This window comes from Actinophytocola sp. KF-1, from assembly GCF_054661535.1.
Genome location: NZ_BAAFVK010000024.1, coordinates 1 through 19991, shown reverse-complemented (window position 1 = coordinate 19991; position 19991 = coordinate 1). Strand labels below are relative to the sequence as shown.

Sequence of the window (19991 nt, the reverse complement as noted above, 5' to 3'; positions counted from 1 at the left end):
CACCACGGTGTCCCGGCCTAGGATGGCCGCTGTGGACCTGGTTCTCGTCAACTGCGCGCTGTTCGACGGCCGGGGTGACGACGTCCGGCACGACACCGGGATCTGGGTGGGCGGGGACGGCGCCATCCGCGCGGTCGGTGGCTCCGACGACGTGCGCGCCGAGGCGCCGCGCGGCACCCGCGTCGTCGACCTCGACGGGGACCACGTCATGGCCGGGCTCACCAACATGCATGTCCACTTCGGACTCGCCCTGCCCGGTCCGCTCGCCGACACCGTCCACCGCGCGAACCCGGCCGAGCTGGTGCTGCTGATGGCCGACTCCGCGCGCCGCACCCTGCGGGCCGGGGTCACCACCGTGCGGCTGGTGGGGGAGCGCGGCTACGCGGACTTCGCGCTGCGCAAGGCGATCGACGCCGGTGCCGTCGACGGGCCCCGGATCTTCACCGCCGGGCACGCCCTGTGCTGCACCGGCGGGCACGGGTGGGACGCCGACGGCCTGGAGGCCGACGGCGCCGACGGGTTCCGCCGCGCCACGCGCGAGCAGCTGCGGGCGGGCGCGGACCTGATCAAGGTCTGCGTGTCCGGGGGCATCGCGGGCGAGCACGAGCACCTCGACACCCCGCAGCTCGACGACGACGAGATGGCCGCCGTCCTGCGCGTCGCGCACGACTGGGGCCGCAAGGTCACCGCGCACGCCGGGCCCGCCGACGTCGTCGCGCGGGCGGTCGAGCTGGGCCTGGACTGCGTGGAGCACGGCTACCAGCTCACCGGACAGGTGACGGAGCTGATGGCGGCGCGGCGGGTCTGGTACGTGCCGACCATCGTGGTCAGCCGGTGCGCGGAGTTCTTCGTCGCCAACGGCGTGCCAACGTGGATGATCGACCGCGCGTTGAGCGCGGGCCCCGCGCACTGGGACAGCCTCCGGCACGCGCTCGCGAGCGGGGTGGACATCGCGATGGGCAGCGACATGCCGCCGCACGCGCCGTTCGACGACACCACGGCGACCGTGCGGGAGCTGGAGTTCATGGTCGAGGCGGGGATGCCGGTCCTGGACGCCCTGCGGTCCGCGACGATCCGGCCCGCCGGGTGGCTCGGTGTGGACGGTCGCACCGGGACGGTCGAACCGGGCAAGCGGGCCGACCTGATCGCCATGCGCGACGACCCGACCAGGAGCGTCTCGGCGCTGCGGACGCTGCGGTTCGTGATGAAGGACGGCGTCGTGTACCGGGACGACCTCGGCAGGGCGGTGGGCCGGTGAGCGGGGAGATGGAGCTGTACGACCTGCGCGTCGTCGTCGACCGGATCGAGGGGCGGTCGGTGTGCGGGCTGCGGCCGGGTGACTTCTTCGAGGTGCGCGAGTCGAGCCACGTGACGATTCCCGATGGGCGGCACTTCTGCCTGTACGCCATGGCCGCCGTGCTGCCGCTGCTGCCCGCCAAGCAGCGGGCGCTCGCCGCCGGTGACTGGCTGGCGGCCGACAGCGAGGTCGCCTGCCCCGACCCGGAGGAGCGGCTGATCATGCGCATCGAGCGCACCGGCGTGTCCCGGATGTCCACACAGGACCTGACGTGACACGCGCGGTCAGCCTGGCGTTCCAGACCGACAAGACCGAGGCCGAGTACGCGGCGCTGGCCGTCGCGGCCGAGTCGTTCGGGTTCGACGGGGTGTCGGTGTTCAACGACCTGGGGTACCAGCCGTCGCTGTGCCCGCTGCTCGTGATGGCCACGCACACCAGCAGGGTCCGGCTCGGCGCCGCGTGCCTCAACCCGTACCTCACCCATCCCGTCGAGATCGCGGGCCAGGTCGCGGCCCTCGACCTGGTGTCCCGGGGCCGTGCCTACCTCGGGCTCACGCGCGGTTCGTGGCTCGACCGCGCGGGCGTCACCGCCGACCGTCCACTGCGGACGCTGCGGGAGGCGGTCGCCGTGGTCGGCGCGGTGCTGCGCGGCGAGGCCTACGAGGGTGCGGTGTTCCGGGTCGCGCCGGGGTTCGCGCGGTACCCGGTCCACCGGGAGCGGGTGGACGTGCTCATCGGCACGTGGGGACCGCGTGGCGCCGAGGTGGCCGCCGGGTGCGCGGACGAGGTGAAGCTGGGCGGCTGCGCCAACCCGGACATGGTGGCGTTGATGCGGTCGTGGCTCGGCGAGGCGGAGGTCGGCGTGGTCGCCGGCGCCGTGACGGTGGTGGACGAGGACCGTGCCGTCGCGAGAGCGCGGGCACGGGCGGAGGTCGCCATGTACGTGGACGTGGTCGCCGCGCTGGACCGCACGGTGGCGGTGGATCCGGAACTGGCGGCGCGGCTGCGGGAACTGGTCGCCGCAGGCGCGCACGAGGACGCGGGCCGGCTCATCCCCGATGAGTTGCTCGACCGGTTCTGCTTCGCCGGCACGCCGGACGACGTGGCCGAGCACGCGCAGACGTTGTTCGCGGCAGGCGCGACCCGGGTCGAGTTCGGCACCCCGCACGGCACCACCGACCGCCACGGCGTGGACCTGCTGGGCCGGGCCGTGTTACCGCGCTTGCGCGAGGCGGGCTGACCGGCGCAGCTCCTCGGCGAGACGCCGGGTGGTGATCTGAGCTTGCGTCGAATGGTCGGGCGTGGTTGATGCGGTCCGCTTCCACCGGATGGATCTTTCGCTTCCCGCGGCGCGGCACCACGCGTCCGGATAAGCCCGAGCCGGTGCTGGTCGAGCGCGGGTCCTCGGCGAGGAGCCTTGTTCCGGACGCTTTCCGCGGGCGGGCGCTACCGACCGCTACGGCGTCGGCCTGCTGGGTCGGGCCGTGTTACCGCGCTTGCGCGGGGCGGGTTGACCGTCGGAGGTGGCGCAGCTCCTCGGCGAGACTCCCGGGTGGTGATCAGCGCGCGGGTACCTGGTCGCATGCGCCGAATGGTCGGGTGCGTGGTTGATGCGGTCCGCTGCCACCCGGATCGGCCGCGCCATGGCCCTCGGCTGCGCCGTTCCCGACGGGTGACCGGCCATCGGAGCGTCCGCGAGGTGCGTGCTCGACGAGCACCGTTCCCGCGCTCGCGCCGGTCCCTCACCCGTTGACGGGCAACCGGAGTGTCCACGACGTGGGGCGGCCCGACAGCACCGTCCGCGACAACGGGGGCACGTCGATCCGCCAGAAGGACCCCGGCGTGCCCAGCACCGCGTGCACGACGGCCGCCTTCACGATGGCCGGGGTGACGATCGCGGCCACGCGGTGGTGGTCGAGGGGCAACGCGTCCAGCCACGCGGCGATGCGGTCGAGGAAGTCCCGAATGGACTCACCGCCGTGGGGTGCGGCGTCGGGATCGGTCAGCCACGCGTGTACCGCGGCCGGGTCGTCGGCGGCCACCTCGTCGAGGGTGCGGCCGCGCCAGTCGCCGTGGGCCAGGTCGCGCAGTCCGTTGTCCGGCACCGGGTCCAGGCCCAGCGCGGCCGCGGTCTGGCGGCACCGGAGCTCGGGCGTGCAGAACGTCACGTCGGCGCGCAGCGGGTCGAGGACCACGTCCGGCTCCGCCAGTGGCTCGTCGGCGGGGAACGCGGCACGGCGTGTCGCCGACGTGGCGCCGTGGCAGACCAGGACGAGACGCATCGTCATCGTTCTCCTGTTGACAAGGGACGACCGGGCTGAATACGTTGCGAGGGACCTGATGGTACGAGGAAGCCGGTGAGAACCCGGCACGGTCGCGCCGCTGTATGTGTCCCCCGGGCCACGAGTCAGACCCTCCGCCGTCGAAACGCTCCACTGACCGGGCCGCACGAGCCCGAGGAGGCGACATGACGCAGGCCGCGCACGCGCCCGTCCCCCTTCAGATCCCCGTCATCCCGGTCCGGCAGATCCTGCCGTGGGCGGTGTTCGCGGGACTGCTGTTCGTCATCGTGATGTACTTCGTCAGCACGGAACAGGGTGCCCTGTCCGTGTTCGACGGCACCTACCTGCACGAACTCGTGCACGACGGTCGCCACCTGCTCGGCTTCCCGTGCCACTGATGCGCTCCCTGCTGGTCTGGGGCCTCCTCGCCGGGCTGATCGGCGGGGTGTTCGCGTTCGGATTCGCCGCCGTGGCCGGGGAACCGCCGGTCGAGGTCGCCATCTCGATCGAGGAATCCGGCGAGCACAGCCACGACCACGGCGCCGCCGAGGTCAGCCGGGACGTGCAGAGCACCGTCGGGCTCGCCATCGCCACCTGTGCGTTCGGCGCCGCGCTCGGCGGGCTGTTCTCGCTCGCGTTCGCCTTCGCCCACGGGCGGATCGGCACGGCGACACCGCGCGCGACCGCGTTCGCGTTGACCGCCATCGGTTTCGTGGCTGTCGCGTTCGTGCCGTTCCTCGTCTACCCGCCCAACCCGCCCGCGGTCGGGCGCGCCGAGACGATCGGCGACCGCACCGCCGCGTACTTCGCGATGATGACGTTGTCGCTGGCGCTCGCGGTGGTCGCGGTCCGCGCCGCCGCCCGTTCCTGGTGGCTCGCACGGGTCGGCGCCTGCGCGGGATACGTCGTCGCGGTGGCCGTCGTCGCCGCGTTGCTGCCGCGGTTCGACGAGCTCCCCGCCGGCTTCCCGGCGCGGACGCTGTGGGACTTCCGCGTCGCCTCGCTCGGCACTCAGGCCGTGTTGTGGGTGGGGCTCGGCGTCGCGTTCGCGGTGCTGCTGGAGCGCATGGCGCAGCGCGCAACGAAACGGGCGACGGAGGTCGGGCTCGCCGCCGGGTGAGTGTGCACATAGGACGCGTGGAGGCGCGGACCCGCGAACCCGTCCGCGCCGCCACGCCACCGCCACGCAGGCTGGTCGCCGTGGGCCGGGGTGACGGTGGTGCGGTGGAACTCGTGCCCCGTGAGCCGTGTACCGGCCGGGTGCAGCACGGAGTCGTGCGGTGCCACCACGTCCCGGTAGCCCAGGGTGAGGCGGCTCGTCATCGTCGCGTCCGCCGGCAGCACCCCGCACATCGGGTGACCGTCGAGCGACCGCGTGAGGTACAGCATGCCCGCGCATTCGGCGTGCACGGGCAGAGCCGCGGCCGCCACCGCCTGCCGCAACGCCCTGTTGGCGGACAGTTCCGCCGCGTACTGCTCGGGAAAACCACCCGGCAGCACGAGACCCGCGGTGCCGTCGGGCAGGTCCGCGTCCCGCAACGGGTCGACGACCGCGACCTCCGCGCCCGCGATGCGCAGCAGCTCGACGTGCTCCGCGTAGCCGAACGTGAACGCGGGTCCGCCCGCCACCGCGACGACCGGCCTGCCCGGCACCGGTTCGATGTCCGGTTCCCACGGCGGGAACCCGGCACCCGACTGTGCCAAGTGGACGATCGAGGACAGGTCCACCCCGCAGGCCACCAGGTCGGCGATCGCGTCGACGGCACGCACCGCGGCCGGGCCGTGTTCCGCGGCGGTGACCAGGCCGAGGTGGCGGGACGGCACGTCGACCGCCGCGTTCCTGCGCAGCACACCGAGCACGGCGAGCCCGACGTCCTCGCACGCGTCACGCAGCACCGCCTCGTGCCGGTCGGACCCGACCTGGTTGAGGACCACCCCGGCGAGCCGCACCCCGGGCCGCCACGTGCGGAACCCGTGCAGCAGCGCGGCGATGCTCGAGCTGTGCCCGCGCGTGTCGACGACCAGCACCACCGGCGCGCCGAGCAGCTCCGCCACGTGGGCCGTGGAGCCGAAGCCGTCCGCGCCCACCTTCCCGTCGAACAACCCCATCACGCCCTCGACGACCGCGATGTCCGCGCCTGCGGACCCGTGCGCGAAGAGCGCTCCCACGAGGGACTCGCCGACCAGCACCGGGTCGAGGTTGCGGCCGGGCCGCCCGGCGGCGAGCGTGTGGTAGCCGGGGTCGATGTAGTCGGGGCCGACCTTGAACGGCGCCACCCGGTGCCCCGCCCTGCGCAGCGCGGCCATCAGACCCGTTGCCACGACGGTCTTCCCGCTGCCCGACGACGGTGCGGCGATCACGATCGCCGGTGTCACCACGCTGTCACCACTCGATCCCCTTCTGCCCCTTCGCGCCGGTGTCCATGGGGTGCTTGACCTTCGTCATCTCGACGACGAGGTCGGCGGCCGCGACCAGTTCCGGCGCCGCGTCCCGGCCGGTGATCACCACGTGCTGGTGCCCCGGCCGGTTCGCCAGCACCTCGACGACCTCGCCCACGTCGACCCAGCCCCACGTCATGGGATAGGTGAACTCGTCGAGCACGTACAGGGTGTGACGTTCCTCGCGCAGACGGCGGGTGATCTCCCGCCAGCCCTCGCGCGCCGCCTCGGCGTGGTCGACCTCGGTGCCCTGCTTGCGGGACCACGACCAGCCCGCGCCCATCTTGTGCCACTCGACGGGCCCGCCCTGCCCGGTCCGTGCGTGCGTCTCGGCGAGCGCGAGGAGCGCGGTCTCCTCGCCGACCTTCCACTTGGCGGACTTGACGAACTGGAACACGCCGATCGGCCAGCCCTGGTTCCACGCCCGCAACGCGAGCCCGAACGCGGCCGTCGACTTGCCCTTCATCGGTCCGGTGTGGACGATCAGCAGGGGGCGGTTGCGGCGCTGACGCGTGGTGAGCCCGTCGTCGGGGACCGCCTCCGGTTTCCCCCGCGGCATCAGGCAGCGCTCCGCGCGGCACGCACCACGCCGGTGACGTGGCCGGCGGACAGCTCGTCGAGCCGCACGTGCGTGCCCCGCAACGCCACCGCGAGCCGCGCGGGGATGCCGAGCCGCACCGGGCCGCGTTCGCAGTCGACGACCACGCTCGCGACCCCGTCCGCCGCCAGCAAACCGGCGGCGCGCAGGGCGTCCGCCACCGGGTCGGCACGCAGCGGCACGGTGGCCCGGCCGTCGGTGACGACCACGAGCAGCGGCCGTCGTCGCGGATCCCGCAACCGTTCCGTGGCCAGGGTCCGGTGTGCGCGGAGCAACCCGGTCGCGAGCGGCGTGCGGCCGCCGGTGGACAGGCGGCGCAGTCGTGCCACGGCCGCCTCGACCGACGACGTCGGCGGCAGCACGAGGTCCGCCGAGTCGCCGCGGAAGGTGACGAGACCGACCTTGTCGCGGCGCTGGTAGGCGTCGAGCAGCAGCGAGAGCACCGCGCCCGTGACCGCCGACATCCGCTTTCGCGCCGCCATCGACCCGGACGCGTCCACGGCGAACAGCACGAGGTTGCTCTCCTTGCCTTCCCGCACGTCACGGCGCACGTCGTCGCGCCGCAGCACGATGCCCGGCCCGCTCCTGCCGCGCGCGAGCTGGTGCGGCGCGGCGGCGGCGAGCGTGCCTGCGAGGTGCAGGCCATGACCCCGGCCCTGCGCGGCGCGGAGCGTGCGGCCGAACCCCGAGCGGGCGCGGGACCGCCGGCCCGGCGCGCCCTCGCCGACGCCGTCGACGGACAGGAGCCGCGCACGGAACGCCGGATCCGGCACCCCTGCCGGTTGTGGCGCGGCACCGCCGTTCCCGGCGGGCGGACCGTCCGCGGTGTCCACGTCGGACTTGAGGGGCGCGCCGCCGGAACCGGGGCCACCGCCGGGGTCGTCGTCCGGTGGCGGCGGACCGGGATCGGCGTCGCGCAAGGCTTGCTGGAGCTGCTCCTCGTCGATGCCCGGCTCGTCGAACGGGTCGCGGCGCCTGCGGTGCGGCAGCGCCAGCCGCGCGGCGGCCTCGACGTCGGCCGCCGTGACCTCCTCGGCGCCGCGCCACGCCGCGTGCGCGACCGACGTGCGGGCCACCACGAGATCGGCACGCATGCCGTCCACGTCGAACGACGCGCACAGCGCGGCGATCCGGCGGACCTCGGCGTCCGGCAGCCGCACCGACGGCAGTGCCGCGCGCGCGGTGGCGATCCGCTGTGCCAGCGCGGTGTCCTCGGGCGCCCACCGCGCGGCGAAACCGGCCGGGTCGGCCTCGAACGCGAGCCGCCGCCGGACGACCTCGGTGCGCACCTCCACGTCCCGCGCCGCCGCCACCTCGACGGTGAGGCCGAACCGGTCGAGCAGCTGCGGCCGCAGCTCGCCCTCCTCGGGATTCATGGTGCCCACCAACAGGAACGACGCCGCGTGCGACACCGACACCCCGTCGCGTTCGACGTGCGCCCGGCCCATCGCCGCAGCGTCGAGGAGCAGGTCCACCAGGTGGTCGTGCAGCAGGTTGACCTCGTCGACGTACAGCACGCCGCGGTGCGCCGCGCTGAGCAGACCGGGCTGGTAGGCGCGCACCCCGGCGGTCAGCGCGCGTTCCAGGTCGAGCGACCCGACGAGCCGGTCCTCGGTGGCGCCCACCGGCAGCTCGACGAGCCGCGCGGGCCTCGTCGTGGCGGCACCGTCGTGCGGTGCGTCCGGGCAGGCGGGGTCGGGGGCGGCGGGATCGCAGCTGAACCGGCAGCCGTCGACCACCGTGACGGCGGGCAGCAACGCGGCGAGTCCACGCACGACGGTCGACTTCGCGGTGCCCTTCTCACCACGCACGAGAACCCCGCCGATGGCGGGGTGGACGGCGTTGAGCAGGAGGGCGAGGCGCAGGTCGTCGTGGCCGACGACGGCCGAGAACGGGTAGCCCGCGGTCATGCGCGATCCTTCCCCGGGTCCGCGCCCGAGATCGGTCTGCAGCGGGGGCCGAGTGTCTGGCTCACCGGTTTTCTCCGGCTCACAGTGGCGGGACCGCACCAGATTCGCGCTGGTTTCCTCGCACACCTCGCTGTTGGTTCCCTCGCATCGTGTCAGACACCGCGCCGAAAGTCGATTACGGTGCCCGGTCGTGGAACCCATCACCGTGGTCGGCATCGGTGCGGACGGCTGGGCCGGGCTCGCCGAGCAGGCCAGGAACGCCGTGGCCGGAGCCGAGGTCGTCATCGGCAGCGCGCGCCAGCTCGCGCTGCTGCCGGACGGCGGTGCGACGCGTGTCACGTGGCCGTCGCCGCTGCTGCCCGCCGTCGAACCAATGCTCGCCGAGCACGCCGGGCGGCGCGTGTGCGTGCTGGCGAGCGGGGACCCGATGTGCCACGGCATCGGCGGCACGCTGGTGCGGCTGCTCGGCGCGGACCGGGTGCGGGTGGTGCCGCACCCGTCGTCGGTGTCGCTCGCGTGCGCGCGGCTGGGCTGGCCGGTCGAGGACGTCGACGTCGTGAGCCTCGTCGGGCGGCCGGTGACGTCGTTGCTCGTGGTGCCGCACCGGCGGGTGCTCGTGCTGTCGGCCGGTGCGGACACGCCGGGACAGGTGGCCGCGCTGCTGACCGACCGCGGGTTCGGGCCGACCGCGATGACCGTGCTCGACGATCTCGGCGGCCCCGGCGAACGCAGGCAGGACGGCACCGCCGCGACCTGGTCGGCGACCGCGGGCCCGCTGAACGTGATCGCGCTCGACTGCCGCGCCACCCCCGGTGTCGTCCCGCTCGGCCGCACGCCCGGCCTGCCCGACGACGCGTACGACCACGACGGGCAGCTCACCAAGCGCGAGGTCCGGGCGATCACCCTCGCCGCGCTCGCGCCGCTGCCCGGCGAGGTGCTGTGGGACGTGGGCGCGGGCGCGGGCAGCGTCGCGATCGAGTGGATGCGCACGCACCCGTCCTGCGCGGCGGTGGCCGTGGAGTCACGGGCGGACCGCGCCGACGGGATCCGCCGCAACGCGGGCCTGCTCGGCGTGCCGGGCCTGCGCGTCGTCGAGGGCCGGGCACCGGCCGCGCTCGCGGACCTGCCGCGGCCGGACGCGGTGTTCGTCGGCGGCGGGCTGACCGGCGACGGCGTGGTCGAGGCGTGCTGGGCGGCGCTGCGCACGGGCGGCAGGCTCGTGGCGAACGCGGTGACGCTCGAGTCGGAGGCTGTGCTGACGCGGTGGCGGGCCGCGGTCGGTGGCACGCTGACCCGGATCGAGGTGAGCCGCGCCGCACTGGTGGGCGGGTTCACCGGCTGGAAGCCCATGATGCCGGTGACGCAGTGGCAGGTGACGAGAGAGGGGACGGGCACATGACGGTGCACTTCGTCGGGGCGGGACCGGGCGCGGCGGACCTGATCACGGTGCGGGCGCAGCGGCTGATCGCGACGACGCCGGTGTGCCTGTACGCGGGCAGCCTCGTGCCGCCGTCGGTGCTGGCCGACTGCCCGCCCGGCGCGCGGCTCGTGGACACCGCGGACCTGACGCTGGACCGGATCGTCGCGGAGCTGGTGGCGGAACACCGGCGCGGCAACGACGTGGTGCGGCTGCACTCCGGCGACCCGTCGGTGTTCAGCGCGGTCGCCGAGCAGGCACGCAGGCTGGACGCCGAGGGTGTGCCGTACGAGATCGTGCCCGGCGTGCCCGCGTTCGCGGCCGCGGCGGCGACGCTCGGCCGGGAGCTGACCGTGCCCGGGGTGGGCCAGACGGTGGTGCTGACGCGGATCTCGGCGCGTGCCACCGCGATGCCGCCCGGGGAGGACCTCGCGTCGCTGGGCCGGTCGCGGTCGACGATGGTGCTGCACCTGGCCGTGCAGCGGATCGACCAGGTCGTCGAGGAGCTGCTGCCGAACTACGGGCCGGACTGCCCGGTCGCCGTGGTGGCGTACGCGTCGCGGCCGGAGGAGGTGGTGCTGCGCGGCACGCTCGCGACCATCGCGGCGCAGGTCCACGAGGCGGGCGTGCGGCGGACCGCGGTGATCATCGTGGGCGAGGTGCTCACGGCGGAGGGCTTCCCGGACTCGCACCTCTACTCGACGGCGCGCGTCCGGCCAGGCGCCCAGACCGGTCGATGACCAGCACCTCGACCTCGACAGGCGCCCCCGCGAGGACCTTCCCGGCCTCGTGGCGGGCGGCCTCGGCGACCCGGTCGGCGAGCGGCACCCCGGCGGCCCGCGCGAGCTGCAGCGCCTCCATCGCGGTGTTGGCGGTGGCCAGATGAGGCAGGCCCGCGCGTTCGGCGAGGCGGTCGAGGTTGACCTGCGACCGTCCCGAGTGGAGGTCGAGGTGCCCGTCGGCGAGCTTGGACAGCTTCGCGAACCCGCCCGCGATGGTGAGCTGGTCGACGGGGTGGCGCCGGAGGTACTTCAGGGCGGCGCCCGCGAAGTCGCCCATGTCGAGCAGGGCGTCCTCGGGCAGCCCGTACAGCTCCGCGACGGCCTTCTCCGACGTGCTGCCGGTGCACGCGGCGACGTGCCGGTGCCCGGCCGCGCGGGCGACGTCGACCCCGCGGCGGATGCTGTCGATCCACGCGGAGCACGAGTACGGGATCACCACCCCGGTCGTGCCCAAAATGGACAGTCCGCCGAGGATGCCGAGGCGCGGGTTCCAGGTGTGCCGCGCCAGCTCCGCCCCGTCGTCGACGGACACCTCGACGACCACGTCGGTGCCGCCCACCTCGGCGATCGCCGCCCGGATCAGCTGCCGCGGCACGGGGTTGATGGCGGGCTCGCCGACGGGGAGCGGCAGGCCGGGTTTGGTGACCGTGCCGACGCCGGGACCGGCGCGGAAGGTCACGCCGCTGCCCGGCGGCCCGTGCCGGACGGTCACGCGGATGGTGGCGCCGTGCGTGACGTCGGGATCGTCCCCGGCGTCCTTGACCACGGCGGCCATGGCGGCGTCGGCGGTGAGGTCGGTCTGCGAGAGCGCGAAGGAGGGCGTGTGGCCCTTGGGGAGCACGATCCGGACGGGGTCGGGGAACTCACCGGTGAGCAGCGCGGCACACGCGGCCTTCGCGGCCGCTGTCGCGCAGGCGCCGGTGGTCCAGCCACGGCGCAGGGGAGTGCTCACGGGCCCAGCCTGCCACCCCCTCGGCCCGCCTGCCGCCCCACCCACCCGGCTGCGGTGTCCTCGACGCGCCTGTCAGGACACCCGGCCTGCCAGACGCAGCCGATTGAACGGTCCATTCAATCGGCCAGGGGGACCCCCGGTTTTCATGCTACCGGCGGGCACCGACAATTCCGGCCGCTGCGGGACACGCCGACGGGAGACGGGCCGCCGGGTGTGATGAAGGGAGCCTTCGTCCGGCTCAGCGGGGCGGGGGCCGGCCGGTGAACCGTTGCGTTGCCATCCTCGGCGGCACCTCGGAGGCTCGCGACCTCGCCGCCGAGCTGGCCGGGCGGCGCGGCCACCGCGTGATCTCCACCCTCGCCGGGCGGGTCGAGCGCCCCCGGTTGCCCGCCGGGGAGGTTCGCGTCGGTGGGTTCGGCGGTCCGCAGGGACTCGCCGACTGGCTGGCCGCGGAACAGGTCACCCACCTGGTCGACGCCACCCACCCGTTCGCCGAGCGGATCAGTGCCGCCGCCGCCAAAGCCGCCCGTTATGCCGGGATCCCGCACGTGCTCCTGCGCCGCCCCGGCTGGACACCACAGCCGGGGGACGACTGGCACTGGGCCGACTCCCTCCCCGAGGCCGCCGCCATGCTGCCCGGCCTCGGCACGCGGGTCTTCCTCACCACCGGCCGCCAGGGCCTCGCCGCGTTCGCCCGGTCCGACCGGTGGTTCCTCATCCGTTGCGTCGACCCGCCCGGCCTGCCGCTCCCCGCACGCAAGGTGCTGGTCCTCGCCCGCGGACCGTACACAGTGGACGGCGAGCGCGCGCTGATGACCGGCCACGACATCGACCTGCTCGTCACCAAGGACTCCGGCGGCGACCACACCGCGGCCAAGCTCACCGTGGCCCGCGAGCTGGGCGTCCCGGTCGTGGTCGTGCGCAGGCCCGCCCTGCCGGACGTGCCCGTCGTGGCGACCGTCGACGAGGTGCTCAGCTGGCTGGGTAGTGCCGGGGCGTGAACACCCGTCGCGTGCCGTCGGGCAGCTCGGTGAGACGGGTCTGCGACGACCCCACGATGAGCAGGCAGCGCATGTCCACAGTGGATGGGTCGAGGGCGGCGAGGCGCACGATCTCGATGGTCTCCGCCGGGCCGCCCACGTCGCGGCCGACGATCACCGGGGTGTCGCCGCCGCGGTGCTCGAGCAGCAGGTCCCGCGCCGCCACCAGCTGTTCCCTGCGCGTGCGGGACGCCGGGTTGTAGATCGCGATCACGAAGTCCGCCGCCGCGGCCGCCGCCAGCCTGGCCGCGATCACGTCCCACGGCTTGAGCCGGTCCGACAGTGAGATCGTGCAGAAGTCGTGCCCCAGCGGCGCACCGGCCCGGCTCGCCACCGCCTGCGCCGCCGTCAACCCCGGCACCACGCGCACCGGCACGTCCGCCCACCTCGGGTCGTCCGCCACCTCCAGCACGGCGCTGGCCATCGCGAACACCCCCGGGTCACCGGACGACACCACGACCACCCGCGACCCGCCGCGGGCCAGTTCCAGCGCGAGCGCCGCCCGTTCGGCCTCCACCGTGTTGCCCGACGCGTGCCTGCGCTGCCGCGGGTTCGGCGGCACCCGGTCCAGGTACGGGCCGTACCCGACCAGGTCGTCCGCCCACGCGAGCGCCTCCTGCGCCTCCGGTGTCAGCCAGGGCCTGCCCGCCGGGCCGAGTCCCACCACCGCCACCTCACCCGGCCCGCCTGGCCGCACCGGCGCGGGCGCCGGGTCGACGGCCAGCCCGCTCGGCAGCAGCGCCAGCGCGAAGTACGGCACCGTGTCCGGGTCCACTTCGGACAGCGGCGCCACCCGCTGCGCCGCCCACGTCGCCCGCTCCACGTACACGGCCTCGTCGAGCCTGCCCGCGTCCGTGAGCGCCTTGCGCACCTTCTCGAAGTTGCGGCCCAGCTTCAGCACCGCCGCGGGCCCCGGCCCCGCGAGCCGCTCCGCCAGCGCCTCGGGCGAGAGCGTGCCGGGCAGCACGGTCAGCACCTCCTCGCCCTCGACCAGCGGCCGCCTGGTGACCGCCGCGGCGCCGCTCACCGAGGTCACGCCCGGCACCACCTCGGTCGGGTAGCGGCCGGCGAGCCGGGTGTGCATGTGCATGTAGGACCCGTAGAACAGCGGGTCGCCCTCGCACAGCAGCACCACGTCGCGCCCGGCGTCGAGGTGCGTGGCGAGCTTGGCGGCGCTCTCGGTGTAGAAGTCCTCGATCGCGCCGCGGTAGCCGCCGGGGTGGTCGGTCGTCTCCACGGTCAGCGGGTAGACCAGCTGCTCCTCGATCTGGTCGCCACGCAGGTGCGCCGCGGCGACGCCGCGGGCGATGCTCCGGCCGTGCCGCGCGCTGTGGTAGGCGATCACGTCCGCGGCCGCGATCAGCCGCGCCGCCTTGAGCGTGATCAGTTCCGGGTCGCCGGGCCCGAGGCCGACGCCGTAGAGGGTGCCCGTCATCGACTTCACTCCCGCTCACTCGCGATCGCGTTGACGGCGGCCACGGCCATCGCGCTGCCGCCGCGCCTGCCGTGCACCACCAGGTGCGGCACCCCGGACTCCGCCAGGGCCACTTTGGACTCCGCCGCGCCGACGAACCCGACCGGCAGCCCCAGCACGGCCGCGGGCCGGGGTGCGCCCGCGTCGAGGAGCTCGAGCAGCCGGAACAACGCGGTCGGGGCGTTGCCGATCGCCACGACCGCCCCGTCGAGCCGGTCGCCCCACAGGTCGAGCGCGGCGGCGCTGCGCGTGGTGCCCAGCGACGCCGCCAGTTCCGGGACGCGCGGGTCGGACAGCGTGCAGACGATCTCGTTGGCCGCGGGCAGCCTGCCGCGGGTGATGCCGGACGCGACCATGTGCGCGTCGCACAGGACCGGTGCGCCCGCCAGCAGCGCGGCGCGGGCCGCGGCGACGACGCCGGGGGAGTACGCGACGTCGGCGGTCAGGTCGACCATGCCGCACGAGTGGATCATGCGGACGACCACCCGTTCGACGTCCGGCGGGAACGCGGCCAGGTCCGCCTCCGCGCGGATGGTCGCGAACGAGCGCCGGTAGATCTCGGCGCCGTCGCGGACGTAGTCGGTCATCGATCACCTCGTGTCGTCACGTACCCGGCCCCGTTCGCCACCACGTCCACCACCTCACCACGCGGCCGCCCGCACCGGCGCGCGCACCCCGACCAGTGCACCGGCACGTCGGCCCCGGGCACCGGGCGCGCGTCGGCACGCACGTCGGACAGCGCCTTCGCGCAGCCCGGCCGTCCCACGCACGCGGTGACCCTCGGCGTGTCCGGGTCGAGCAGCAGCCCGGCAGACCGTAGCCGCTGCGCCACGTTCGCGGAGCTTGCGTAGCGATCATCTGACACAGCCGCGGTATCGGCCAGGTCGGCGACCACGATCGCGCGCCACGGCGTCACCACCAGCGGCGCGCCGGTGTCCGCGAGCGCGGCGGCCTGCACGCGGTCCAGCCAGCCGAGCGGGGCGCCCGCGACCAGTGCGGTGCCGGTGACCTGCCCGAGCGGCCCGGGCTGAACCGGTTGCGGGGGAACGGGTTCGGCGACCGACGCGCCGAGCCGGGCCGCGACACGCCGACGGGCGCGCTCGTCCAGCTCGGCGAGTCGCCACTCGTCGGCACGCTCGGTCAGGAACGCCTCCGCGCACGCGAGCATGAGAAGGATCACGTCGGCCAGCGGCACGCGCAGACCGCTGTCGGTGCCACCCAACAGGATCGCGGCGGTGTCCGGTGTGGTCGCGAGCGCGGCCACGTCCGCACCGAGCCACGCCACGTCCCCCCGGCCGTCGTCCAGCGCGAACAGGAACCGGCCGGGAAGCGCCGCCAGCCGGGCGTTCGCCCGCAGCGCGGCGTCCAGTTCGGACACGAACGGCCGCACGTCGGCCAGTCCGCGCCGGTCGCGGCCGGTGAGGGGGGACGCGAGGATGTTGCGCACCTTGTCGTGCGTGGCGGACGGCAGGAGCCCGGCGGCGAACAGCCGGGCGGCGAGTTCGGTCTCCGCGCCGTCGGCGAGCCCGCGCACCTGGAGGTTGGCGCGCGAGGTCAGCTCGACGGTGCCGTCGCCGAGTTCGGCCGCGCCCTCGGCGATCACGCGGAACGCGGCCGAGGACAGCTGCCCGCCCGGTACACGAATCCGCGCCACACCGCCATCCGCCGCTCGGTGTACGGCGAGCACGCCGGGACAGGCATCCGTCTGACGGTTCCGTGGTGGCACGGACCGACTATAAGGTCGGATCCCGTGATCCTGTTGCTCTCCACCTCCGACACCGACCTCCTCTCCGCACGCGCGAGTGGCGCGGGCTACCGGCTCGGCAACCCGGCGCGGCTCACCGCGGCCGACCTGCCTGCCCTCGTCGAGGGCGTCGATCTGGTGGTCGTGCGGTTGCTGGGCGGGCGCCGCGCGTGGGAGGACGGCCTCGACGCGCTGCTCGCCGGACCGCGGCCGGTCGTCGTGCTCGGTGGTGAGCAGGCGCCGGACGCGGAACTGATGGAGCTGTCCACCGTGCCGGGCGGGGTGGTGGCCGAGGCGCACGCCTACCTCGCGCACGGCGGTCGCGACAACCTCCGTGAGCTGGCGCACTTCCTGTCCGACACGGTCCTGCTGACCGGGCACGGCTTCGCGCCGCCCGCGCCGACACCGGTGTGGGGGCGGCTGGCGCGCACACCGCGGCGCGCCGAGGGCCCGACCGTCGCGGTGCTGTACTACCGCGCGCACCACATGGCGGGCAACACCGCGTTCGTCGAGACCCTGTCCGACGCGATCGAGGACGCGGGCGGGCAGGCGCTGCCGGTGTTCTGCGCCTCGCTGCGCACCGCACCCGACGACCTGATCGCGTTGCTGGGCACCGCGGACGCGCTCGTCGTGACCGTGCTCGCGGCCGGCGGCACCACCCCGGCCGCCGTCGGCGCGGGCGGCGCGGACGACGCGTGGGACGTCGGCGCGCTCGCGGCCCTCGACGTGCCGGTCATCCAGGGCCTGTGCCTCACCTCCAGCCGCGCCGCGTGGGCGGACAGCGACGACGGTCTGTCGCCTGTGGACACCGCGACGCAGGTGGCGGTGCCGGAGTTCGACGGCCGCCTCATCGCGGTCCCGTTCTCCTTCAAGGAACTCGACGCCGACGGGCTGTCGGTGTACGTGCCGGACGCCGAACGCGCGGCCCGCGTCGCCGGGATCGCCGTGCGGCACGCCGTCCTGCGGCACACCCCGCCCGCCGAGCGGAAGATCGCGCTGGTGCTGTCGGCGTACCCGACCAAGCACGCGCGGATCGGCAACGCGGTCGGCCTCGACACGCCGGCCAGCGCGCTGGCGCTGCTGAACGCCCTGCGGGACAACGGGTACGACGTCGGCGACCTCCCCGGCATGGCGAACGGCGACGGCGACGCGTTGATCCACGCGCTGATCGAGGCGGGCGGGCAGGACCCGGACTGGCTCACCGAGGAGCAGCTCGCGCGGAACCCCGTCCGCATCAAGGCAGCCGAGTACCGCGCGTGGTACGACACGCTGCCCGAAGACCTGCGCGCGTCGATCGAGCGGCACTGGGGGCCGCCGCCCGGCGAGTTGTTCGTGGACGGTGACGACATCGTGCTCGCCGCGCTGCCCGCGGGCAACGTCGTGCTGATCGTCCAGCCGCCGCGTGGGTTCGGCGAGCACCCGGTCGCCATCTACCACGACCCGGACCTGCCGCCGAGCCACCACTACCTGGCCGCGTACCGGTGGATCCGCGACACGTTCGGCGCGCACGCGATGGTGCACCTCGGCAAGCACGGTAACCTGGAGTGGTTGCCCGGCAAGAACCTCGGCATGTCCGCGTCGTGCGCGACCGACGCCGCGCTCGGTGACCTGCCGCTGATCTACCCGTTCCTCGTCAACGACCCCGGCGAGGGCACGCAGGCCAAGCGCCGCGCACACGCCGTGCTCGTCGACCACCTGGTGCCGCCGATGGCCCGCGCCGAGAGCTACGGCGACCTGGCCCGGCTGGAGCAGCTGCTCGACGAGTACGCGTCGATCGCCGCCATGGACCCGGCGAAGCTGCCCGCGATCCGCGCGCAGATCTGGACGCTCATCCAGGCCGCGAAGCTCGACCACGACCTCGGTGTCACCGATCGCCCGCACGACGCGGAGTTCGACGACTTCCTGCTGCACATCGACGGCTGGCTGTGCGAGGTGAAGGACGCCCAGATCCGCGACGGCCTGCACGTGCTCGGCGCCGCACCGGCCGGTGCGGCGCGGGTGAACCTGGTCTCGTCGATGCTGCGGGCCCGGCAGGTGTGGGGTGGCACGGCGAACGCGCTGCCCGGCCTGCGGGAGGCGCTGGGGCTGGCGGAGGACGGGTCCGCCACACGGTCCGATGTGGACGCGGTCGAAGCGGTGTCGATGTCGCTGGTGTCCACCATGGAGGAACGCGGGTGGTCACCGGACGCGGTTCCCGAGGTGTGCGAGCAGGTGCTGGGCCGCGTCGAACCCGCGGTCGCCGACGTGCTCACGTTCGCCGCCACCGAGATCGTGCCCCGGCTCGGTCGCACGACCGACGAGATCGACCACGTGCTGCACGCGCTCGACGGCGGCTACGTGCCCGCGGGACCGAGCGGTTCCCCGTTGCGGGGCCTGGTGAACGTGCTGCCGACGGGCCGCAACTTCTACTCCGTCGACCCGAAGGCGATCCCCAGCAGGCTCGCGTGGGAGACCGGCCAGGCGATGGCGGAGTCGCTGCTGGCGCGCTACCGCACGGACACCGGCGAGTGGCCGCGGTCGGTCGGGCTGTCCATCTGGGGCACGTCGGCCATGCGCACCGCGGGCGACGACATCGCGGAGGTGTTCGCGCTGCTGGGGGTCCGGCCCCGGTGGGACGAGGCGTCCCGGCGGGTGAGCGGCCTGGAGGTCGTGCCGCTGCATGAGCTCGGCCGGCCCCGGATCGACGTGACCGTGCGGATCTCCGGCTTCTTCCGCGACGCGTTCCCGCACGTGGTCTACCTCATCGACGACGCCGTGCGCATGGTCGCCGCGCTGGCCGAGCCCGACGAGGACAACTACGTCCGCGCCCACGTCCGGTCCGACATGGACACCCACGGGGACGAACGCCGTGCCACCACAAGGGTTTTCGGTTCGAAGCCGGGCTCGTACGGGGCGGGCCTGCTGCCGTTGATCGACAGCCACAACTGGCGCGACGACAAGGACCTCGCCGAGGTGTACGCCGTGTGGGGCGGCTTCGCGTACGGCCGTTCGCTCGACGGCGCCCCGGCGCGGGAGGACATGGAGGCCGCGTACCGCCGGATCGCGGTGGCGGCGAAGAACACCGACACCCGCGAACACGACATCGCCGACTCGGACGACTACTTCCAGTACCACGGCGGCATGATCGCCACCGTCCGCGCGCTGACCGGCCGCGCCCCGGCGGCGTACATCGGCGACAGCACCCGGCCGGAGTCGGTTCGCACCCGGTCGCTGACCGAGGAGACGGCGCGGGTGTTCCGGTCCCGCGTGGTCAACCCGCGCTGGCTCGCCGCGATGCGCGAACACGGCTACAAGGGCGCGTTCGAACTGGCCGCGACGGTCGACTACCTGTTCGGCTACGACGCCACCGCCGGGGTGGTGGCGGACTGGATGTACGAGCAGCTCGCGCAGACGTACCTGCTCGACGAGGAGAACCAGAAGTTCCTCGCCGAGTCGAACCCGTGGGCCATGCACGGCATCGCGGAGCGACTGCTCGAGGCCGCGGAGCGCGAGCTGTGGGCAGCGCCGGACGAGGAGACCCTGCGGGCCGTGCAAGCGCTGTACCTGAAGACGGAGGGCGACCTCGAGTCGGGCAGCTGACCGGTTGGCGCGGCCTCGTGGTCGCGGTTGTGCAGGTCAGCTCGGTGCCTGTGTTCGCGCCGGGTTGGTGTTGCCGGGCGCTGCGCGCCCGGCCCGCGCAGCGGGCGGCTCTGATGGCTGGCGCGTGGTCATCGGTGGTCTCGGGGGCGGCGTGGTGAGGGGCCCACGGACGCCGGAACGGCTCAGCCATCGTGGCGTCCGCAGCTCGGTGGAGTCGGTGGTGATGTTCCCACGGGGAGGAGGGTTGCCTGTCGGGCGCCGCGCGCCCGGTCCGCGCAGCGGGCCGCTCCGATGGCTGATGGGGCGTGTTCATCGGTGGAGCTGGGGTTTCCTTCGCTCGGCAGCATGGGTGAGCTAGGCCGTGTTTCAGATGTGGCGTAGCCAGATGTTGATGGCGGCGATGGTGGTGGTGGCTTGGTAGCGGACGGCGAGTTTGTCGTAGCGGGTGGCCATGGCGCGGTGTTGTTTGAGCAGGTT

At 74.2% G+C, this 19991-nt stretch carries 17 protein-coding genes and 2 riboswitches; of the genes, 9 read left to right on the top strand and 8 right to left on the bottom strand.

The window, feature by feature from the left end; all coding sequences use genetic code 11:
* Window positions 1-31 precede the first annotated feature (31 nt).
* From ACYQ77_RS43140 to ACYQ77_RS43130, 3 genes are read left to right on the top strand one after another with little or no spacing between them, the layout of a single operon-like run.
* On the top strand, window positions 32-1258 hold the full coding sequence (locus ACYQ77_RS43140; RefSeq protein WP_459723175.1) for an amidohydrolase family protein: 1227 nt from the start codon (window positions 32-34) through the stop codon (window positions 1256-1258).
* Window positions 1255-1572 (top strand): TIGR04076 family protein, encoded by a 318-nt coding sequence (locus ACYQ77_RS43135; RefSeq protein WP_459723174.1) that lies wholly within the window; start codon window positions 1255-1257, stop codon window positions 1570-1572. The genes ACYQ77_RS43140 and ACYQ77_RS43135 overlap by 4 nt, the downstream gene beginning before the upstream one ends.
* Complete coding sequence (locus ACYQ77_RS43130; RefSeq protein WP_459723173.1) at window positions 1569-2537, top strand: LLM class flavin-dependent oxidoreductase; 969 nt, start codon at window positions 1569-1571, stop codon at window positions 2535-2537. The genes ACYQ77_RS43135 and ACYQ77_RS43130 overlap by 4 nt, the downstream gene beginning before the upstream one ends.
* 502 nt (window positions 2538-3039) lie before the next feature.
* Here the strand turns inward: ACYQ77_RS43130 and ACYQ77_RS43125 are convergent.
* Complete coding sequence (locus tag ACYQ77_RS43125; protein WP_459723171.1) at window positions 3040-3585, bottom strand: histidine phosphatase family protein; 546 nt, start codon at window positions 3583-3585, stop codon at window positions 3040-3042.
* Window positions 3586-3732: riboswitch (cobalamin riboswitch) on the top strand.
* Window positions 3733-3764: 32 nt separating this feature from the next.
* On the opposite strand from ACYQ77_RS43125, the gene ACYQ77_RS43120 reads away from it, so the two are divergent.
* Window positions 3765-3977: a CbtB domain-containing protein gene (locus tag ACYQ77_RS43120; RefSeq protein ID WP_459723170.1), complete on the top strand. Its 213-nt coding sequence runs from the start codon at window positions 3765-3767 to the stop codon at window positions 3975-3977.
* Window positions 3977-4699, top strand: coding sequence for a CbtA family protein (locus ACYQ77_RS43115; RefSeq protein WP_459723169.1), 723 nt, complete (start codon window positions 3977-3979; stop codon window positions 4697-4699). The genes ACYQ77_RS43120 and ACYQ77_RS43115 overlap by 1 nt, the downstream gene beginning before the upstream one ends.
* On the opposite strand, the gene ACYQ77_RS43110 is transcribed toward ACYQ77_RS43115, so the two are convergent.
* The 3 genes from ACYQ77_RS43110 to ACYQ77_RS43100 are packed head-to-tail and all read right to left on the bottom strand — an operon-like array spanning window position 4591 to window position 8526.
* Window positions 4591-5955, bottom strand: a complete 1365-nt coding sequence (locus tag ACYQ77_RS43110; RefSeq protein WP_459723241.1) for a cobyrinate a,c-diamide synthase — start codon at window positions 5953-5955, stop codon at window positions 4591-4593. The two genes, ACYQ77_RS43115 and ACYQ77_RS43110, sit on opposite strands and share 109 nt — an antisense overlap.
* Window positions 5956-5962: 7 nt before the next feature.
* On the bottom strand, window positions 5963-6577 hold the full coding sequence (gene cobO, locus ACYQ77_RS43105) for a cob(I)yrinic acid a,c-diamide adenosyltransferase (protein WP_459723167.1): 615 nt from the start codon (window positions 6575-6577) through the stop codon (window positions 5963-5965).
* Entirely contained in the window at window positions 6577-8526 is a 1950-nt protein-coding gene (locus ACYQ77_RS43100; protein ID WP_459723166.1) for a putative cobaltochelatase, read from the bottom strand. The genes cobO and ACYQ77_RS43100 overlap by 1 nt, the downstream gene beginning before the upstream one ends.
* Window positions 8527-8555: 29 nt before the next feature.
* A riboswitch (cobalamin riboswitch) is annotated at window positions 8556-8685 on the bottom strand.
* A 31-nt stretch (window positions 8686-8716) separates the two neighbouring features.
* Between ACYQ77_RS43100 and cbiE the strand changes: the two genes are divergently transcribed.
* Together cbiE and cobM are read left to right on the top strand one after the other, a co-directional pair.
* A complete protein-coding gene (cbiE, locus tag ACYQ77_RS43095) occupies window positions 8717-9925 on the top strand; it encodes a precorrin-6y C5,15-methyltransferase (decarboxylating) subunit CbiE (protein WP_459723164.1) in 1209 nt (402 codons plus the stop codon).
* A complete protein-coding gene (gene cobM / locus ACYQ77_RS43090; RefSeq protein WP_459723163.1) occupies window positions 9922-10683 on the top strand; it encodes a precorrin-4 C(11)-methyltransferase in 762 nt (253 codons plus the stop codon). The genes cbiE and cobM overlap by 4 nt, the downstream gene beginning before the upstream one ends.
* Here cobM and ACYQ77_RS43085 read toward each other — a convergent pair.
* A complete protein-coding gene (locus tag ACYQ77_RS43085) occupies window positions 10607-11677 on the bottom strand; it encodes a cobalt-precorrin-5B (C(1))-methyltransferase (RefSeq protein WP_459723161.1) in 1071 nt (356 codons plus the stop codon). The two genes, cobM and ACYQ77_RS43085, sit on opposite strands and share 77 nt — an antisense overlap.
* Before the next feature lie 260 nt (window positions 11678-11937).
* Here ACYQ77_RS43085 and ACYQ77_RS43080 point away from each other — a divergent pair, with 260 nt between their 5' ends.
* Window positions 11938-12678: a cobalt-precorrin-6A reductase gene (locus ACYQ77_RS43080; RefSeq protein WP_459723160.1), complete on the top strand. Its 741-nt coding sequence runs from the start codon at window positions 11938-11940 to the stop codon at window positions 12676-12678.
* On the opposite strand, the gene ACYQ77_RS43075 is transcribed toward ACYQ77_RS43080, so the two are convergent.
* Genes ACYQ77_RS43075 through ACYQ77_RS43065 form a run of 3 tightly spaced genes read right to left on the bottom strand, consistent with a single transcriptional unit; the run spans window position 12650 to window position 15845 of the window.
* Window positions 12650-14152: a precorrin-2 C(20)-methyltransferase gene (locus ACYQ77_RS43075; RefSeq protein ID WP_459723159.1), complete on the bottom strand. Its 1503-nt coding sequence runs from the start codon at window positions 14150-14152 to the stop codon at window positions 12650-12652. The genes ACYQ77_RS43080 and ACYQ77_RS43075 overlap by 29 nt on opposite strands.
* Before the next feature lie 5 nt (window positions 14153-14157).
* Window positions 14158-14778, bottom strand: a complete 621-nt coding sequence (locus ACYQ77_RS43070) for a precorrin-8X methylmutase (protein WP_459723157.1) — start codon at window positions 14776-14778, stop codon at window positions 14158-14160.
* Window positions 14775-15845, bottom strand: a complete 1071-nt coding sequence (locus tag ACYQ77_RS43065) for a precorrin-3B synthase (protein WP_459723156.1) — start codon at window positions 15843-15845, stop codon at window positions 14775-14777. Before ACYQ77_RS43065 ends, ACYQ77_RS43070 begins: the two co-directional genes overlap by 4 nt.
* A 96-nt stretch (window positions 15846-15941) precedes the next feature.
* Here ACYQ77_RS43065 and cobN point away from each other — a divergent pair, with 96 nt between their 5' ends.
* The gene (cobN, locus tag ACYQ77_RS43060) at window positions 15942-19514 is read left to right on the top strand and encodes a cobaltochelatase subunit CobN (protein WP_459723155.1); all 3573 of its coding nucleotides are present in this window, start codon (window positions 15942-15944) and stop codon (window positions 19512-19514) included.
* The last annotated feature ends 477 nt before the right edge of the window (window positions 19515-19991 follow it).

Coding starts and splice junctions, on each gene's coding strand:
- ACYQ77_RS43075 (WP_459723159.1), bottom strand. CDS start 14,152: ATGACGGGCACCCTCTACGGCGTCGGCCTCGGGCCCGGCGACCCGGAA.
- cobO (WP_459723167.1), bottom strand. CDS start 6,577: ATGCCGCGGGGGAAACCGGAGGCGGTCCCCGACGACGGGCTCACCACG.
- ACYQ77_RS43100 (WP_459723166.1), bottom strand. CDS start 8,526: ATGACCGCGGGCTACCCGTTCTCGGCCGTCGTCGGCCACGACGACCTG.
- ACYQ77_RS43125 (WP_459723171.1), bottom strand. CDS start 3,585: ATGACGATGCGTCTCGTCCTGGTCTGCCACGGCGCCACGTCGGCGACA.
- ACYQ77_RS43115 (WP_459723169.1), top strand. CDS start 3,977: ATGCGCTCCCTGCTGGTCTGGGGCCTCCTCGCCGGGCTGATCGGCGGG.
- ACYQ77_RS43070 (WP_459723157.1), bottom strand. CDS start 14,778: ATGACCGACTACGTCCGCGACGGCGCCGAGATCTACCGGCGCTCGTTC.
- ACYQ77_RS43120 (WP_459723170.1), top strand. CDS start 3,765: ATGACGCAGGCCGCGCACGCGCCCGTCCCCCTTCAGATCCCCGTCATC.
- cobM (WP_459723163.1), top strand. CDS start 9,922: ATGACGGTGCACTTCGTCGGGGCGGGACCGGGCGCGGCGGACCTGATC.